Here is a 16,101-nt window from a genome sequence, read left to right on the forward strand (position 1 = left end):
TTCTCGCAACATTGTAACATTGCATCAGTCTGGTCCCGGACCGTTGTCCGTCGCCAGATGGATTGGGACAGTCCGCTCTTTTCAGGTGCGGAGGCTCTGATCCATCGGGGGTGAAAGGTTATGCAGCCTGCGCCTAGTGGCGCAATCGGCCGATGCTCGATGGCCTCCACGATAAGCGCTTATGGACGTCTTCTGGTCGAAAGCAGTCGGACCGCATTCCACCCGATCTAGTCGTAGGTCTTTGTCTGCGAGGTCGCCTGGAAGCGGACCTTCCCGGGGTCTGCAACGGGTTGAAAGCGGAAGCTCTACCACGCTCATCATCAGGGGCGGCGCGAGGTCGGTCGTGATGATGCCGGCCTTACTGAAGCGCCAGGGGCGGTCCCCTTGGCGCCCCGTGCTCTGCAATCCAATCCGGCAACACTGAGCGGAGTTAATCGCTTCAGGGTGACGCCATCCAACAAGCTACGTGAGTTTTGCTTGGTGAAAGCGTTGTGTTTCGTACCAAACTTACTCTATGGGGCGTCCACGGATCCTCAGAGAAAATGCTATGGCCGACAGCACCCAAAATTCTCAGCCAGACTACATCAAACTCGCAGCGGACATCGTCGCCGCCTACGTCTCCAATAACTCTTTGCCAACAAGCGCCTTGGGCGAGTTGCTGAGCAACGTGCATGCTGCCGTCAGCAGTCTTGCGATTGGTGGAACCGGTACGGTGGCCGAGGACAAGATCGAGAAGGCGACGCCGGCTCAGATCAAGAAGTCCATAACGCCCGACCATCTCATCAGCTTCGAGGATGGCAAGCCCTACAGAACGATGAAGCGGCATCTGACGCTCCGTGGACTGAGCCCCGAGACCTACCGCGCGAAGCATGGCCTACCTGCCGACTACCCCATGGTCGCCGCAAGCTACTCGGCTGCAAGGTCCGCCCTGGCCAAGCAACTCGGTCTCGGGCAGCAGCGGAATGGTGCGGCCAAGGCGAAGGCTGTCGTGCCGGAAAACGCCGTCGTTGAAGAGACCGCTCCGGCTCCGGAGAAACCCAAGAAGGCGGGTCGGCCTCGGAAGGCTGCCGCAGCAGCTTGACGAACATAACGGCAGCATCTCAGGTGCCGTTTCCGCTTGGGTCTCAGAAAATCTCGGCACCCCCAACTCAGGTGAGTGCGACCGCGCAAAAGCGGTTGCACAAGGATGGGCCTGTAAGATTGCACCCCGCAATCTAGCGAGTGCCGTGCCGCCCCCTCGCTGCTCCTCCGCCATGGTGACCCTTTGTCGAACACCGTCAGCCCCATAGGGAGCAACGCTATCCCATTAGTGCGGGAGCAAGTTGGGCAGGCGATCAAGTTAGCTCATGAGATGCGGGCAGAGGTAAAGCGCAGCCGTGCTTTGATGAAAGAAGCGAAGGAAACCCTCCGTAAAATCAAGCCCTATCGCACGAACTTCGACTGAGGTTCGGCGGTCGCACCTTGGTGCATTTGCTCCATAAGGCCGGCTTTTTGGGCATGGTCTCTGCGGAAGCCATGGGGGGCGACGGGAAGCCCTGCGAACGCCGCTCTCAGCAAGGCCCAAGGCGAGAAGCAGCCCCGCCGGCCCCGTGATCAGATCGGGGCGGCGATCTGATCACGGGACCGGCGGGGCGGGCCGTCCATCTCACAGTGAGCCGATACGCAACTTGGCTCGATGGGAGGATGCACCGGGTCGGTTAGCGGAAGGACAAGGCGCTGGAACCGACACGGCCCGGATCGGGAATGGCAGATGAGGCACAGGTGCCTAGTGCCTGTGCTGAACGTCTGAGAAGGGTGGAGGCTGTGTGAGAACGCATTTGCGGCCTGGAAAGATCTGACAGCGCATCGCGCAAAGGGACCGGGCTTTCAGCCTCGGATAGCTGCGATGAGCGGGCCGGCACCGAGGATCGCGATCACTCGCTTCATGTTGTAGGCAAGAACCTGCAGGCTCATCTCACTGGCCACGTTCCTCAACCCCCGGGTCAGGAAGTGGGTCGCTCCCATCCAGGCTTTGAGGGTGCCGAAGACGTGCTCGACCGTCTGGCGGCGGTCACGCATCGCGTTCGGGTTCTCGTCGAGCCGGCGCTGGACGGCTTCCAGCACGTGCTCGTGTTCCCAACGCGTGATGCGACGCTGCTCGGCGGGCGTGCAGGAGGTCTTGATCGGGCAATTCGAACAGGCCGACGTCCAGTACCGCCGTAGGGTCATCCCGTTCTCGATGCTCTCGAAGCGATAGGTCAGCGTCTGGTCCCCCGGGCAGCGATAGGTGTCGTCGCTCGCCTGGTAGACAAAGTCCTGCTTGCCGAATCGGCCCTCGGCCTTCGCACCGGACGTCATCGGCTTTGGCAGGGTGACCGCGATCCCCGCCCGGTCGCAGGCCAGGATCTCCTCACCGGAGAAGTAGCCCCGATCCGCCAAAACCTGGATGGCTTCCTCGCCCGCGGCGGCCTGAGCTTGCCCCGCGATATTGGCGAGCTGGGTGCGGTCGTGGCCGACGTTGGTCACTTCATGGGAGACGATGAGGTGATGCTTCGTGTCCACCGCGGCCTGAACGTTGTAGCCAACGAGCCCGGTGCCCTTGCCGTTCGTCGCCATGGCCCGCGCATCGGGGTCGGTCAGCGAGATCTGTCGGTCCGGCGCGGCCTCGACGAGCGTCTCCATCGCCTGCAGCGCGCGCAGCCGATCCCGGAGTGCAGAGAGCCGCTCCTTCAGGCGCGGGGTACGAAGCTCTGTCACCTCGGCCTCCTGACGGTCGGCGGTATCGAGGGCTGCGAGGTAGCGCACGATGCTCGTCTCGACCTGCTCGATGCGCCTGCGGACCGCGGCCGGGGTGAAGTTCCGGTCGCGCGTGTTCACGGCCTTGAACCGGCTGCCGTCGACGGCCACGACGCCTCCGGCCAGGAGACCGACCTGCCGGCAGAGCATCACGAAGTGCCGGCAGGTCGCGCGAAGCGCATCCCCGTTCTCGCGTCGGAAGTCGGCGATCGTCTTAAAGTCGGGTGCGAGGCGGCCGATCAGCCACATCAGTTCGACATTGCGGCCGGCCTCCCGCTCCAAGCGCCGGCTGGACGGGATCTGGTTCAAGTAGCCGTACAGGTAGAGCTTCAATAGCGTCGCAGGGTGATAGCCGGGTCGACCGGTGGCGGCGGGCGTCACGCCGGCAAAGCCGAGTGCTGCGAGATCCAATTCATCGACAAACGCATCGACGACGCGGGCTGGATTATCTTGCGTGACGTAATCGTCCAGGCAATCAGGAAGCAGGGCAACCTGGTGACGATCTGCAGCTTGGACAAAGCGTGTCATCCCGGGCCTCCGTTAAAGGCTAAGTCTAACACAAAAAGCATCAGATCAAATATATGTTGATCTAATTCGCTGATTGTCTGTCGAATATTTCAGATCCAGGGATCGAACGATCGACGTCGCGGATTTCTTTGAGCTTCCTTGCGATCTCGCAACGATCGGGATGGGGGGCAAAAAGCCTGCCCGCCGCTCTCCCAAGCGGCCGGACAGCCCCAGCTTGGCGCCCTCTTTTCACACGGCCTCCACCCAACGCAGTCATTCCAGGCCGCATCTCCACGGGTATGCCTCGCAAAGGCTGCACCCGCCCAACGCATAGCTTGATCGTGTCGGGTATCCGTTCGTTTTAACGACACCCTGGGCGTAGGCGCAAAAGTCCGAGAAGGGTGGGAAGCGGTCCCTGCCCCCTGGCCCTGAAGCGGACGTTCCGCCTCCGACCCAACTACGTCGAAGAAGCCAATCCGATAGGTGCTTTAAAGCAGACCTAAACCGTGCCTTCGCCGCGGTCTGCTTGCCCAAGCAATATCCGCTGCAATTGGCCGACCGCTGTCTCGATCTGCCTTTCGTTGAGCGATGAGTATCCGAAGACCAACATGTCGTCCCGTGCGCCGCGGTCAAAATCGTAGGCGGCCCCGCTCGAAAGAGCGTAGACGCCGATGCCCTGCTCACGTGCGAGAAGCTGGATCTGCCGGGCGGGCGGAAAGGCGGGTGGGAGGCGCCAGACCAGGTGCAGGCCGCTCTCCCCGCCGAGGACGACGGCTCCATCGAACGTCTTACTCAGCGCTCCGACGAGGCAGTCCCGGCGCGCCTTGTAGACCTGTCTCAGGCGACGCAGATGCCGGTCGAAGTGTCCCTCGTCAATAAAGGCAGCGAGAGCGGCCTGCTCAAGCCAGGCCTGACCGTTGCTCATCCGTGCCTTCAGCATTCGCGCCTCATCCCAGAACATGCGAGGGACCGTGGCGAAACCGATGCGCAGGCCGGCGCCTACGGACTTCGAGAACGTCCCAGCGTAGAAGACGCGTCGGCCGCCGTCGAGACCGGCCAGGGCCGTCAGTGGCGGCCCGTCGTACCGGAAGTCGCTGTCGTAATCGTCCTCGACGATGTAGCTGTCAGTTTCCTCCGCCCATCGCAGCAGGGCCAGGCGCCGTGCCAACGGCATCGTGGCCCCGGTGGGGAACTGGTGTGAGGGCGTGACGTAGAGCAGGCTGCCCTTGGCCGTGGGCAAAAGGTCCGTGCGCAGGCCCTCGCCGTCGACCGGCACTGGATGGATCTCCAAGCCGGCGTTCCTAAAGATCAGCGAGGCTCCGAGGTAGCAGGGGTTCTCGATGCAGAGCTGCCGGGTATGTCCCTTCAGCAGGTTGAATACGAGGTTGAGGGCGTCCTGCCCACCCGTGGTCACGATGACCTGATCCTCGGTCACAGCCACCGCTCTGGCGCGCCGTAGGTGCGTGCTGATGGCCATGCGCAAATCCGGGAGGCCGGCCGGATCGCAGTAATCGGTAAGGTAGGCCGTCTCCCGCGCCAGGAGCCGCGTTACGATCCGGCGCCAGATGGCCAGCGGGAACCCGGCCGGGTCGGACCGCCCAACCCAGAAATCGAGTTCGGGCCGGTCGCCGCCCCCGCCGGGCGAACCTGCGAAGCAAAGCAGGGGCTCGCTCGACACGTCCGGCACCGGGCCGTTCGTGAACGACCGACTGCCCTGTTGGATCAGTAGAAGACTGTCCGGTGAGATCGGCTCAACGAATAGGCCCGCCGTGCCGCGCGCCTTGACGTAGCCCTCCGCCGCAAGGCGTTCGTAGGCCAGCATCACCGTGTTGCGGGACACCCGGAGGCGCTCCGCCAGCAGGCGACTCGGAGGCAGTGCCATGCCGGCCTTGATCTGACCGTCCAGGATGATCTCTCGAACCTGGGCGAAAACCTGCGCTTGGAGCGGCTTATCGGACTTGGCGTCTAGCGTGAGCGTCAGTTCCACACGTTCCATCCTGCCCGATATCGCCTGCTTGCTGTGGCGTAACCCGTCCCTGCCGCAACGAACCAGGTCTCAGGCGCACGGCCCCGATCCGCAACAAAACGGTTGGCACCATGGCCCAGCGCTCTTTTGGCCCTTCCACCGGACCAAAATTTGGAATTGTTTGCACTTGAGTGCATTCTGCTGACGCACTGGGCCGGCCTGCCAGAAAAATAAGGCAGGACGCTCGGCCGTGGAGGAAACATGAACGAGATCGTCAAGCCTGACTCCCTGCTGGTCGCCCAGGCCGAGAGCCTCACCGAGACCTTCTTCGGCGGCTGCCCGCACGACTGCCCGGACACGTGCTCGATGCTGTTCGAGGTCAAGGACGGGAAGTTGCTCGGCGTGCGCGGTAACCCGGACCACCCGATGACCCGTGGCGGCTTGTGCGTGAAGCTGAAGGACTATGAGAAGCGCCACTACCACCCCGACCGGCTGCTCTACCCGATGAAGCGGGTCGGGCCGAAGGGCTCGAAGCAGTTCGAGCGCATCACCTGGGACGAGGCGCTGGACACCATCGTCACACGCTGGAAGGCGATCATCGACCAGTACGGCCCCGAGGCCATCGCGCCCTACAGCTACCTCGGCAACCAGGGCTTGGTGCACGGGCTGAACGGCGGCGACGCGTTCTTCAACCGCATGGGCGCCACCGTGACCGAGCGCACCTTCTGCGGCGAGGGCTCGTGCACGGCCTGGCTGCTCACCGTCGGCCCGACGGCGGGCCTCGACCCGGACAGCTACATCCACTCGAAGTACATCGTGATCTGGGCCTGCAACTCGGTCAGCACGAACCTGCACCACTGGGCCATCGTCAAGGATGCTCAGAAGAAGGGCGCCAAGGTCGTCGTCATCGACACCTACGCCTCACGTACCGCCAAGGCGGCCGACTGGCACATCGCGCCGAAGCCCGGCACCGACGGCGCGCTAGCCATGGCCCTCATCAACTCGATCATCGAGCAGGGCCTGGTCGACCAGGACTACGTCGACAACTACACGGTCGGCTTCGAGGAGCTGAAGGAGCGGGCCAGCACCCGCACGCCGGAATGGGCTGCCGAGATCACCGGCGTCCTGGCCGAGGACATCCGCAAGCTCGCCCGCGAGATGGCGACCGAGCAGCCGGTGGGGATCCGCATGGGCGTGGCGCTGGAGCGACATTACGGCGGCGGCCAGACCATCAGGGCGGTGTCGTCCATCCCGGCGCTGACCGGCGCCTGGCGCCATGTCGGTGGCGGCGTCACCCAGTTCGGCGTCTGGGAGCATCCCTACAAGTTCGACGTGATGTGCCGTCCCGACCTGATCCCGGAGGGCACCCGCGTCATCAGCAACCTTCAGATCGGACGCGCGCTGACCGGGGAGATGAAGCTCGACCCGCCGATCATGTCGATGATGTGCTGGAACTCGAACCCGGTCACGCAGGCGCCCGAGACCGACAAAATCGTCGCCGGGCTGATGCGCGAGGACCTGTTCATGGTCTCGGCCGAGCACTTCATCTCGGACACCGCCTCCTATGCCGACATCGTGCTTCCGGCGACGATGGGAGCGGAGATGGAGGACATGATCCTGTCCTGGGGCCACCTCTACCTGACCTACAACACCAAGTGCGCGGAGGCCCCCGGCGAGGCCATCCCGAACAACGAGATCTTCCGCCAGCTCGCCGCCCGGCTCGGCTTCGAGGAAGAGAACTTCAGGTGGACTGACACAGAGTGCCTGGAGCACTACGTCGACTGGAACGCGCCGGCCTGCGAGGGCATCGATCTCCAGTACATGCGCGAGCATGGCTTCGCCAGACTCAAGGTAGGTACACCGGACGACCGTGCCCCGCATAAGGAAGGAAACTTCCCGACGCCGACCGGCAAATGCATGTTCATGGTCGAGGGCGCCACGAACTTCGTCGCGCCGCCGTTCCGGCAGATGTACGAGGGCTTCCAGCCCGGCGAAGCGCTCGATCCGCTACCCGACTACCTCGGCCCGCGCGAGTCCCACACCAACGACCCGGAACTCGCCAAGCGCTTCCCGCTCAACATCGTCTCGCCCAAGAGCCACTACTTCCTGAACTCCTGCTACGCCAACATGGAGGACAAGCAGAAGGGTCAAGGCGAGCAGTTCGTGATGATCAGCCAGCACGACGCTGATGCGCGCGGCATCCGGAATGGTGACCGGGTGCAGGTCGCCAACGACCGCGGCGCCTTCAAGGGCGTGGCGCGCATCACCGACGACGTGAGGGCCGGCATCGTGGTCGCGACGCTGGGCTACTGGCGCCAGCTCAACGAGGGCACGGTCAACAGCATTTCGTCGGGCGCCTTCACGGACATGGGCCACGCGCCGTCCTTCTCGGACAACCTCGTCGAGGTCGCCCGGGCGAACTGAGGCCCTGCCTCCAGCTACGCGAGCAGGTTGGTCCTAGACGAACACGGAGGTCCCGTTGGGACGCCCGTCCTCAATCAAGAAGAAGCAGGATCCCGACCATGAGCACAATCACATCCGTTGCGAAGGCCTTCTTCGACGCGTGCGAGACCGGAGGCGGCTGGGAGGCGTGCGAGCGCTACTGCACGCCCGACGCCACCTTCTCTGCCCAGGCCGACGCGCTCGCGGACGTCACCACCCTGCGGGACTACACGGAGTGGATGAAGGGCCTTCTGACCTTCATCCCCGACGGCCGCTACGAGGTTAAGTCGTTCGCGACGGATGAGGAGCGCCGGAACGTGGCGGCCTACGGGGTCTTCCAAGGGACGCATACCGGCGAAGGCGGCCCGTGCCCGCCCACCGGCAAGAGCACCTCGACCGACTACGTCTACGTCATGCAGTTCGAGGGCGATAAGATCGTCGGTGTGACGAAGATCTGGAACGACGCCCAGGCCGTTAGGGAGCTTGGTTGGGGATAGCCCTCAAAGTGGCGCGCCTCGGCTTCCAACGAGCAGTGTAACGAGGCCGCCATCCGTTAGCGCTTAAACCGCCTCAGCGAGCGGCAGCTTTCCTTGTGGCTGGCTCCGTAAGCGGAAGGGCTGAAAACCACCCGACGCGGTCGTAAACCGGACCAGCTGCCGACGACCCAACCCAGCCGCCAAGAACGTCGTTTGAGTTACTTCGAAGCGGCCATTCGTCTGCCATCCAGCACTTTCGGCTCATGGCGGGAGCGGCCTCTGGTCGTCCCCGAGTAGACGCCCCAGAAGGGTCCCTTTCGGGTCGCACTCCCGTCCTGAGATTTCTCCAGTAAGCGACCGTTCGCGTTCACACGCTCGATGGCACGAGGCGGAGCCGAGTTCCCCACGGGTCGTGAAGCACGGTGGCACCGTCGTCATCGATCATCGCCAATCCGCCCTCCAGGTAGCGCCCACGAACCTTAGCCAACGTCCTCGTGTCGATCTGGAGCTCGACCTCGGCCAGACCGGCCATGCCCGCAGGGCGCACCTGAGAGCCCCGGCTGTTCCAGATGTTGGTCGCGAGTTGGTGGTGGTACCCACCGGCCCCGAGGAACGTCGCGCCCGGGTAGCGGCACATCACGTCGAACCCGAGCAGATCCGCGTAGAAGCGCTCCGCGGCGTCCAGTGCCCCGACCTGGAGATGGACGTGTCCGACGCGACCGCCCGCCGGCATGCCCCTCCAGGGGGCTGGGGCGGCGCGCAGGAGCCCGGCATGGTCGAGCCGGTCGTTCCTCATGACGATAGTGCCGTCCTCCGCACGCGGCCACTCGGAACTTGGACGGTCCACGTACACCTCGATGCCGTTCCGTTCAGGGTCGTTGAGGTAGACCGCCTCGCTGACGAGGTGGTCGGCCGCGCCCGAGAGTTGGATATTGCGCTCCGCCGCGTAGGCGAGCCAGGCGCCCAGGTGGCCGCAGCTCGGGAGCAGGAAGGCCGTGTGGAAGAGGCCCGCCTGCTGCGGGCTCCAGGGTTGGGCAGCGGGATCGTGCCGGAGTTCCAGCAGGACGGTGGCCCCGACCCCGAGGCGCACCGTATCGGATTTCCGCGAGATGGTCGCGAGGCCGAGCGTATCGCGATAGAACCGGGCGAGGCCATCGAGGTCTCGCACGACCAGGGCGACGCTACCGACGCGGTATGGCGCGGTGTCCAGCAGTGAAACCGGGACGTTCGGCGAGGTCCCACCCTCTTGCTCAGTCCCGGGCGCACCTCCTGCCAGGCGTTCGCTTTCGTGGGTCATGCTAGTGCTCCGGAGCTATGGAATCGGTCAGCCGCGGTTAGCGGGCGCGGGCTGGATCGTGGCCGCGAGGTCGATGTCGACCCCGACATCGAGACCGACCCACTGGCCCGATGCCCACGGGCCCTGGCCGACACCGAAATCGGTTCGGACGAGGCCGACGTGGCCGGTGGCCCGCGCCTGATCCTTGTCGTGCGTGAGATGGAAGGGCAGCGTGAGCGGCCGGCTTGTGCCCCGGATCGTCAGGGTCCCGACCGCCTCGTAGTCGCCGCGCCCCTTATCGATGAAGCGGGCCGCCTCGAAGCGTGCTTGGTTTGCGCCCTTCACGTCGAACCAGTCCTTCTGCGGAAGCGCCTCATCACGCTGGACGTCGCCCGTCCTAGCGCTGGCGAGGTCGATCAACACGACGGCGTGCCCGGCCTCGGGCTTGGCCGGGTCGAAGTCGATCTTTGCCTGGAAGCGCTCGAAGCTCCCGGTGAATGGCGCCCCGACCTGCACACCGGAGAACTTGATGGTGCTCTTGGCTGGGTCGACCGCCCATTCGGCGGCGGTCGCAGGAACCGCGGCGGCCGACAGGGCGACCGCGAGGCAGAGGAGTCGCGTGTTCATGGGTTCGATTCCAGGGGCCCGGACCGCGCCGAAGGTGCACGGGCCGGGAGCATGCGGCGCAGGACGTCGTCGTGGATGATGAAGTGGTGGCGCAGGACGGCTGCCACGTGAAGGATGAGCAGCGCCGCCAGCAGCCACGCCCCGTAGGCGTGCACCAGCATGAGGAAGCCCTCCGCCGCCGCCGGGTTCGGGACGAACGCGGCAAGGGGAAGGTGCGGCCAGGGCACGAGGCCATAGAGAACAGTCGGGATGTTGAACTGCGACAGCGACACCACGGCCCAGCCGGTCAGGGGCAGCCCGACGAGGAGCAGGTACAGCAGACCGTGCGCCGTCGAGGCCGCCACACGCTCCCGCGCCGGCATCCCGTCCGGGTGCGGCGGTGGCCGGTGGGTCAGGAGCCAGAGGACCCGCAGGACCGTCAGGGCCAGCACCGTGATGCCGACCGACTTGTGCCACTGGTAGAGCTGGAACTGACGTATCGGCGCCAGTCCCGCATGCGTCATAAACAGGCCCATGCCGATCATGGCGAGCACGCCGAGCGCGCTCGCCCAGTGCAGCAGGATAGCCACGGCGGAGTACCGCCGCGCGGACACACCGGTTGCCATGGCCGTCCTCCGAGCCGTCGGTCAGTCCTGACGCTCGAAGGCGCCCGCGATGGTGAGGTGCAGCTCGTCGCCGATCAGCGGCACGTAGGTCTTCACGCCGAACTCCGAGCGCTTGAGCGTGCCGGTGGCCTCGAAGCCGACCGTGTACTTCTTGTTCAGCGGGTTGGCGCCGGCGCCGACCAGGGTGACGTCGAGGGTCACCGGCTTGGTCACCCCGTGGAGCGTCAGGTCACCCGTCACCTTCGCGTGGTCCTTGCCGGCCGGCGCGACCTTGGTCGAGACGAAGGTCATGGTCGGGTACTTCCCGGCGTCGAGCCACTGGTCGCCCTTGAGCTCGTCGGTGAGCTTGGCGCTGGTGGTCGTCACCGAGGCGACCGGGATCTTCACCGACAGCTTCGAGGCGGCGGGGTTCTTCGGGTCGAGGGTGAGGCTGCCCGACACGTCCGAGAAGCCGCCGGCATAGTTCGAGAAGCCCATGTGCGACACCCGCCAGCCGACCTGGGTATGACCGGGGTCGACCGCGTAGGTGCCGGCCTGGATCTGCGCCGGGTCGCGGGTGGCCGGCGACTGAGCCAGGACCGGGGTAGCGACGAGGGTCAGGGCGAGGCCGGGGATGAGGATGGACTTCACGGGTGTCTCCGGGACTGAAACGGGCGACCCGCCCCACCTGGGGGAAGGGCCGCGAGAGCCGAGGACGTTGGAATACCCACGTTGGCGGCCGAGGTTGAGCCTGCTATTCGGAACCACATGGTTGCGAAAACGGAAACCTTCGGTGGCGGATTGGACGACCTGCGCGCCTTCTGCGCGGTGGTCGACCTCGGTACAGTGACGGCGGCCGCGGCGAGCCGGGGCGAGACCAAGGGCAGCCTCAGCCGACGCATCTCGCGGCTGGAGGCCGCGCTCGGCGCCACCCTGGTGGCCCGCCATCCCCGCGCTGTGTCGCCTACCGCGGAGGGCCTGGCCTTCTATGCCAAGGTGCAGGAGAGCCTCGCGCTCCTCGACGAGGCGGCCGAGACCGCGCGTGACGCCCGCACCGTTCCTGCGGGTCACCTCCGGGTGACGACCTCGGTCGATTTCGGCATCGAGCTGATGCCGGGGATCGTCGCGAGCTTCCGCCGGGCCTACCCGCAGATCACAGTCGATATGATCAACACGGACGCGCGGCTCGACCTCGCGGCCAACCGGATCGACCTCGCCCTGCGCCTGGGCGATGCGGAGGAGACCGGCTACAGGGCCGCGCTGATCCTGCGTCTCTGGGTCGGGCTCTACGCGGCGCCGGACTACCTCGCGCGGCGTCCGGCGCCGACGAGCCTTGCGGCCCTGGCGGAGCACGACCTGATCCTCTCGCGCGAACGGCCCGGGGCGCTGGGCATCATGCTCAGCGACGGCCGGGGCCGGACGGAACAGGTCGCGCTCAGCCCCGCCGTCCGGGCGAGCGACTTCGCCGCGGTACTCCGGCTGACGCTGGCCGGGACAGGCATCGGCCATCTGCCGAGCGCCGTGGCGGCCGGCTCCGTCGAGAACGGGGCACTCGTACGGGTGCTCGCACCTTGGGCGACGGCGGGTGGGGCGCTCCGGGCCGTGAGCCTCGCTGGCCGGGAATTACCGGCACGCGTGCGCGTCTTTCGCGAGCACGTTCGCTCCGAGATGATGAAGCGCTTCGCCGTCGAGCCGGACCAGGCCGAAGGCACCTGAGGCGAGCGGTTTCCAACGACGTTCCTCGGCCGTTGAGCAGCGTCGGCTCAGGGTGGAGGCTTTGTGGAACGGCGCGATGACGGCGACGTGTCCTCACAGCCTCGGTCTCTTTCCCTATCCCGCCGCCACGAGGGGTTTGTACCTATCCCGGGCGGCAGGGGCTTGCAGATCAACCCTTGAGCGCTGCCTCGATCACGGATGAGGTCGAGGTGGTCGGCCGACCGATGAGCGCACTGAGTTGGCGGCCGTCATCGAAGAGGGCGCCCTTCTCGGCGCCAGCATCCGAGTCGGCCAGAAGGCCGGCAAAGGCGTTGGGTAGCCCTGCGCCGATCAAGGCGGCCCTGAACTCCGCCTCGGGCAGGTTCTGGTAGGCGACCGGCTTGCCCGAGGCTTGGGATATGAGCTTGGTGAAGTCGGATAGGGTGTAGGCTTCGTCGCCTGCCAATTCGTAGATACGCCCACCCTGGTCGGTCTCGGCGGTCAGCACGATGCTTGCGGCAGCCGCGTAGTCGGCCCGCGCCGCCGAAGCGATCCGTCCCTCGCCCGCGCTGCCGAGGAAGACGCCGTGTGCGAGCGCAGGTGGGATCGAGGCCGCATAGTTCTCGGTGTACCAGCCGTTGCGCAGCAGGACATGGGGCACCCCAGACGCCACGAGCATCGCCTCGGTGGCGCGGTGTTCCTCCGCTAGGGCCAGGGGAGACGTGTCGGCATGGAGAAGGCTGGTGTAGGCGATCAGGCGGACACCGGCAGCCTTGGCGGCGGCGATGACGTTCTGGTGCTGGACCGCGCGTTGACCGACCTCGCTGGAGGAGATCAGCAACAGCCGCTCGATGCCCGCGAAGGCCGTGGCGAGCGTGTCGGGCTTGGCATAGTCGGCTGTGCGGACCTCGACGCCGAGCCCGGCCAGCTTCCTGGCCCCTTCGCTTCCGGCATCGCGGACGCCGGCGACCACCTGTGCGGTGGGCACGGTCCGGAGCAGGTTTTGGATGACGAGGCCACCGAGTTGGCCTGTGGCGCCCGTCACGAACAGACGCATGTGGGATGGGAGCGTCATGTGTCAAAGCCTTGGTGGTTCGGTATCGGTACAAGGTCTATAAGTGAGACCGAGGCCGCCCGAAGGAGGCAGGTTTTGGGGACCTGGTTACGGGGAAGGAACCACCGGTATGAGCGACGTTAGCGGGCTGGCCGGCAAGTTCGACAGCTGGCAGCGCATGAGCTTCGATCCGGCCCGCTGTCCGGTCCGGGACGTGCTCGATCACCTTGGCGACAAATGGACGACCTTGATCGTGATTGCGTGGCCTGCCCCCTGAAAAGTGGTCCTCCCTGAGGTATGGCTTTGAGCCATGTGGAGGATGTCATCATGGGACGGAAGAAGCATACGGCTGAAGAGATTGTTGCCAAGCTGCGGCAAGTCGATGTTTTGGTCTCGCAGGGTCGCAAGGTGGCGGAAGCAATCCGGTCCATCGAGGTGACCGAGGTTACGTATTACCGTTGGCGCTCTGAGTACGGCGGCCTGAAGGGTGACCAGGTCAAGCGGCTAAAGTCCCTGGAGACGGAGAACCAGCGGCTTCGTCGGGCGATCTCCGACCTGACCTTGGAGAAGCTAGGCTTCGGACCCATAAATTTGGCTTGGCAGGAGTGTCTGTTATTCCTTTGTCGGGAAGGAGGACCGAATGGACGAGTTTTGGCTGACGGACGCACAGTTTGCGAAGATTGAGCCGCACTTACCGACAGATACGCGCGGCAAGGAGCGCGTCGATGACCGTCGGGTGATCAGTGGCATCATCCATGTGCTGAAGTCGGGCGGGCGTTGGGCGGATGCACCGCGGGAGGTCTATGGCCCGAAGAAGACGCTCTACAACCGGTTCAGACGCTGGGCGGCCAAGGGCGTCTGGACCCATCTGTTCGAGACCCTGGCCAAGGCTGGCGGTCCACCCTCGCAGGTGCTCATCGATTCCTCGGCCGTGAAGGCGCATCGCTGCGCATCCGGCGGAAAAGGGGGGAGCACAATCAGGCCATCGGCCGCTCGCGCGGCGGGCGCACGACCAAAATCCATGCGCTCACCGACCGGTTCTGCCGCCCGCTCGCCTTCCTGCTGACAGGCGGACAGGTCGCGGACTGCAAGGCAGGAGCCTTGCTCCTCGAGCGTTCGCCCCGGTGCCGTATCCTGCTCGCCGACAAAGGCTACGACAGCGATGCCATCCGCCGGCAGATCGAGGCGACGGGAGCCGCTCCCAACATCCCGCCAAAGTCCAACCGGCGCTGGAAGCCGTGCTTCTCGCCAGTCCTCTACAAAGGCCGCAATGCCATCGAGCGCATGTTCGGCCGCATCAAGGATTTCCGGCGCATCGCCACACGATACGACAGGCTCGCAACTCATTATCTCGCCGCCGTCTGCATCGCTGCAACCGTCAGCTATTGGTTATGAGTCCAGAGCCTAATCCTCAAGGAGGCCGCATCGGGAAACTTCTGAGCCCGGCTCGCCGCCGGGCTTGTGTCGACTACGTCGTTGCCGAGCATGGCGTGTCGGAACGCTTTGCCTGCCGTGTCCTGGGACAGCATCGTTCGACCCAGCGCAAGTGTGCTGTGGTGGTCGAGGACGAGGCCACTCTTACAGCCGCCATCATCGCCCTGGCTCTGCAGTACGGGCGCTACGGCTACCGTCGGATCACGGCTTTGCTCCGGCGTGACGGCTGGACGGTGAACGTGAAGCGGGTCGAACGGATCTGGCGACGAGAGGGGCTCAAGGTCCCGGCTCGGCAACCGAAGCGGTCGCGCCTCTGGCTCAACGACGGTTCCTGCCTGCGACTACGGCCGGAGCATTCCGACCACGTCTGGTCCTACGACTTCGTTGAGCACCGCACGCACAATGGGCGCAAGTACCGAATGCTGAACGTGATCGACGAGTTCACCCGCGAGTGCTTAGCGATCCGGGTCGCTCGTAAGCTGAAGGCACTCGACGTGATCGACGTGCTCTCGGACCTGTTCAGCCTCCGCGGGGTGCCCGGTCACATCCGCTCGGACAATGGGCCGGAGTTCATCGCCAAGGCTGTTCAGGACTGGATCGCGGCGGTTGGATCAGTGACCGCCTACATCGAGCCGGGCAGTCCATGGGAGAACGGGTACTGCGAGAGCTTCAACGCGAAGCTCCGCGACGAACTCCTCAACGGGGAGGTGTTCTACACCCTCAAGGAAGCCAGTGTCGTCATCGAGCAGTGGCGGAAAGACTACAATACTATCCGACCGCACTCGTCGCTCGGCTACCAGCCACCTGCACCGGAGGTCGTTATCTGGCCAACAGAACTAAGTGGCTCAGCGCCGCTCGCTCACCCCGCCATCGTCACGCGACCGACAATGCACTAACTTCGAACTTGGGCCACCGCATGGGGGCAGGCCACATTCCGGATATCTCGAAGCGGATGTTGACGCAGTGTCTGCGGAACCTGGAGCGCGATGGGCTCATCACCCGTCATGTTTTCCCGACCAGTCCCCCGAGCGTCGAATATCGGCTGGCGGATCTGGGGCGCTCGCTGCTAGCCCCCCTGCAAGCGTTGGTCGAATGGGCTGAAGCTAGTCATCAGAGCATTCGCGATGCTCGTCTTCGCTTCGATGCTGTTCCTTCAAATACCTGAGGGCGGACGTTTGGCAGGTCGCGGAGGAGCCGTATTGAGCGGATCCCGCACCATGGTCCGCTTTGATGCATCCGCCGTCCGTAAGCGGATGGGCAGGAAA

Annotated in this window: 12 protein-coding genes and 4 pseudogenes; 9 read left to right on the forward strand and 7 right to left on the reverse strand. The window is 65.1% G+C overall.

The features are described 5' to 3' along the window. The first annotated feature begins 547 nt into the window (after nucleotides 1-547). Nucleotides 548-1,081 carry a MucR family transcriptional regulator gene (locus IPV08_RS22400; protein ID WP_056453467.1) on the forward strand — a complete coding sequence of 178 codons (534 nt, stop codon included), beginning with the start codon at nucleotides 548-550 and terminating at the stop codon, nucleotides 1,079-1,081. Between the two features lie 785 nt (nucleotides 1,082-1,866). Here the strand turns inward: IPV08_RS22400 and IPV08_RS22405 are convergent. Continuing rightward, nucleotides 1,867-3,303, reverse strand: coding sequence for an IS1182 family transposase (locus tag IPV08_RS22405; RefSeq protein ID WP_207413836.1), 1,437 nt, complete (start codon nucleotides 3,301-3,303; stop codon nucleotides 1,867-1,869). A 478-nt stretch (nucleotides 3,304-3,781) separates the two neighbouring features. Beyond that, nucleotides 3,782-5,269, reverse strand: coding sequence for a PLP-dependent aminotransferase family protein (locus IPV08_RS22410; RefSeq protein ID WP_207413838.1), 1,488 nt, complete (start codon nucleotides 5,267-5,269; stop codon nucleotides 3,782-3,784). A gap of 240 nt (nucleotides 5,270-5,509) precedes the next feature. Between IPV08_RS22410 and IPV08_RS22415 the strand changes: the two genes are divergently transcribed. Together IPV08_RS22415 and IPV08_RS22420 are read left to right on the forward strand one after the other, a co-directional pair. Next, nucleotides 5,510-7,672: a molybdopterin oxidoreductase family protein gene (locus IPV08_RS22415; RefSeq protein ID WP_207413840.1), complete on the forward strand. Its 2,163-nt coding sequence runs from the start codon at nucleotides 5,510-5,512 to the stop codon at nucleotides 7,670-7,672. A 98-nt stretch (nucleotides 7,673-7,770) separates the two neighbouring features. Next, nucleotides 7,771-8,187 carry an ester cyclase gene (locus IPV08_RS22420; RefSeq protein ID WP_056161185.1) on the forward strand — a complete coding sequence of 139 codons (417 nt, stop codon included), beginning with the start codon at nucleotides 7,771-7,773 and terminating at the stop codon, nucleotides 8,185-8,187. 346 nt (nucleotides 8,188-8,533) lie between these two features. Here the strand turns inward: IPV08_RS22420 and IPV08_RS22425 are convergent, their stop codons facing one another. The 4 genes from IPV08_RS22425 to IPV08_RS22440 are packed head-to-tail and all read right to left on the reverse strand — an operon-like array spanning nucleotide 8,534 to nucleotide 11,304. Continuing rightward, on the reverse strand, nucleotides 8,534-9,463 hold the full coding sequence (locus IPV08_RS22425; RefSeq protein WP_055885159.1) for a VOC family protein: 930 nt from the start codon (nucleotides 9,461-9,463) through the stop codon (nucleotides 8,534-8,536). Nucleotides 9,464-9,490: 27 nt separating this feature from the next. After that, nucleotides 9,491-10,069: a YceI family protein gene (locus IPV08_RS22430; protein WP_055885162.1), complete on the reverse strand. Its 579-nt coding sequence runs from the start codon at nucleotides 10,067-10,069 to the stop codon at nucleotides 9,491-9,493. After that, nucleotides 10,066-10,674 (reverse strand): cytochrome b, encoded by a 609-nt coding sequence (locus IPV08_RS22435; RefSeq protein WP_055885166.1) that lies wholly within the window; start codon nucleotides 10,672-10,674, stop codon nucleotides 10,066-10,068. Before IPV08_RS22435 ends, IPV08_RS22430 begins: the two co-directional genes overlap by 4 nt. Nucleotides 10,675-10,695: 21 nt before the next feature. Beyond that, a complete protein-coding gene (locus tag IPV08_RS22440) occupies nucleotides 10,696-11,304 on the reverse strand; it encodes a YceI family protein (protein WP_055885169.1) in 609 nt (202 codons plus the stop codon). A gap of 117 nt (nucleotides 11,305-11,421) precedes the next feature. On the opposite strand from IPV08_RS22440, the gene IPV08_RS22445 reads away from it, so the two are divergent. Further along, nucleotides 11,422-12,369: a LysR family transcriptional regulator gene (locus tag IPV08_RS22445; RefSeq protein WP_055885172.1), complete on the forward strand. Its 948-nt coding sequence runs from the start codon at nucleotides 11,422-11,424 to the stop codon at nucleotides 12,367-12,369. Between the two features lie 169 nt (nucleotides 12,370-12,538). Here IPV08_RS22445 and IPV08_RS22450 read toward each other — a convergent pair whose 3' ends face one another. Further along, nucleotides 12,539-13,423: an SDR family oxidoreductase gene (locus IPV08_RS22450; RefSeq protein ID WP_055885176.1), complete on the reverse strand. Its 885-nt coding sequence runs from the start codon at nucleotides 13,421-13,423 to the stop codon at nucleotides 12,539-12,541. 109 nt (nucleotides 13,424-13,532) lie between these two features. Between IPV08_RS22450 and IPV08_RS22455 the strand changes: the two genes are divergently transcribed. The 5 genes and pseudogenes from IPV08_RS22455 to IPV08_RS22475 form a co-directional block, all read left to right on the forward strand. After that, a complete protein-coding gene (locus IPV08_RS22455; RefSeq protein ID WP_244474888.1) occupies nucleotides 13,533-13,679 on the forward strand; it encodes a hypothetical protein in 147 nt (48 codons plus the stop codon). Between the two features lie 50 nt (nucleotides 13,680-13,729). Continuing rightward, nucleotides 13,730-13,975 (forward strand): annotated as a pseudogene (locus IPV08_RS22460) (transposase); the annotation flags it as partial. Between the two features lie 67 nt (nucleotides 13,976-14,042). Continuing rightward, nucleotides 14,043-14,797 (forward strand): annotated as a pseudogene (locus IPV08_RS22465) (IS5 family transposase). Between the two features lie 32 nt (nucleotides 14,798-14,829). Then, nucleotides 14,830-15,732, forward strand: a pseudogene (locus tag IPV08_RS22470) (IS3 family transposase); the annotation flags it as partial. Nucleotides 15,733-15,767: 35 nt separating this feature from the next. Beyond that, nucleotides 15,768-16,001 (forward strand): annotated as a pseudogene (locus tag IPV08_RS22475) (helix-turn-helix domain-containing protein); the annotation flags it as partial. Nucleotides 16,002-16,101 lie beyond the last annotated feature (100 nt).

It is taken from the genome of Methylobacterium sp. SD274, from assembly GCF_017355285.1.
GTDB lineage: Bacteria > Pseudomonadota > Alphaproteobacteria > Rhizobiales > Beijerinckiaceae > Methylobacterium.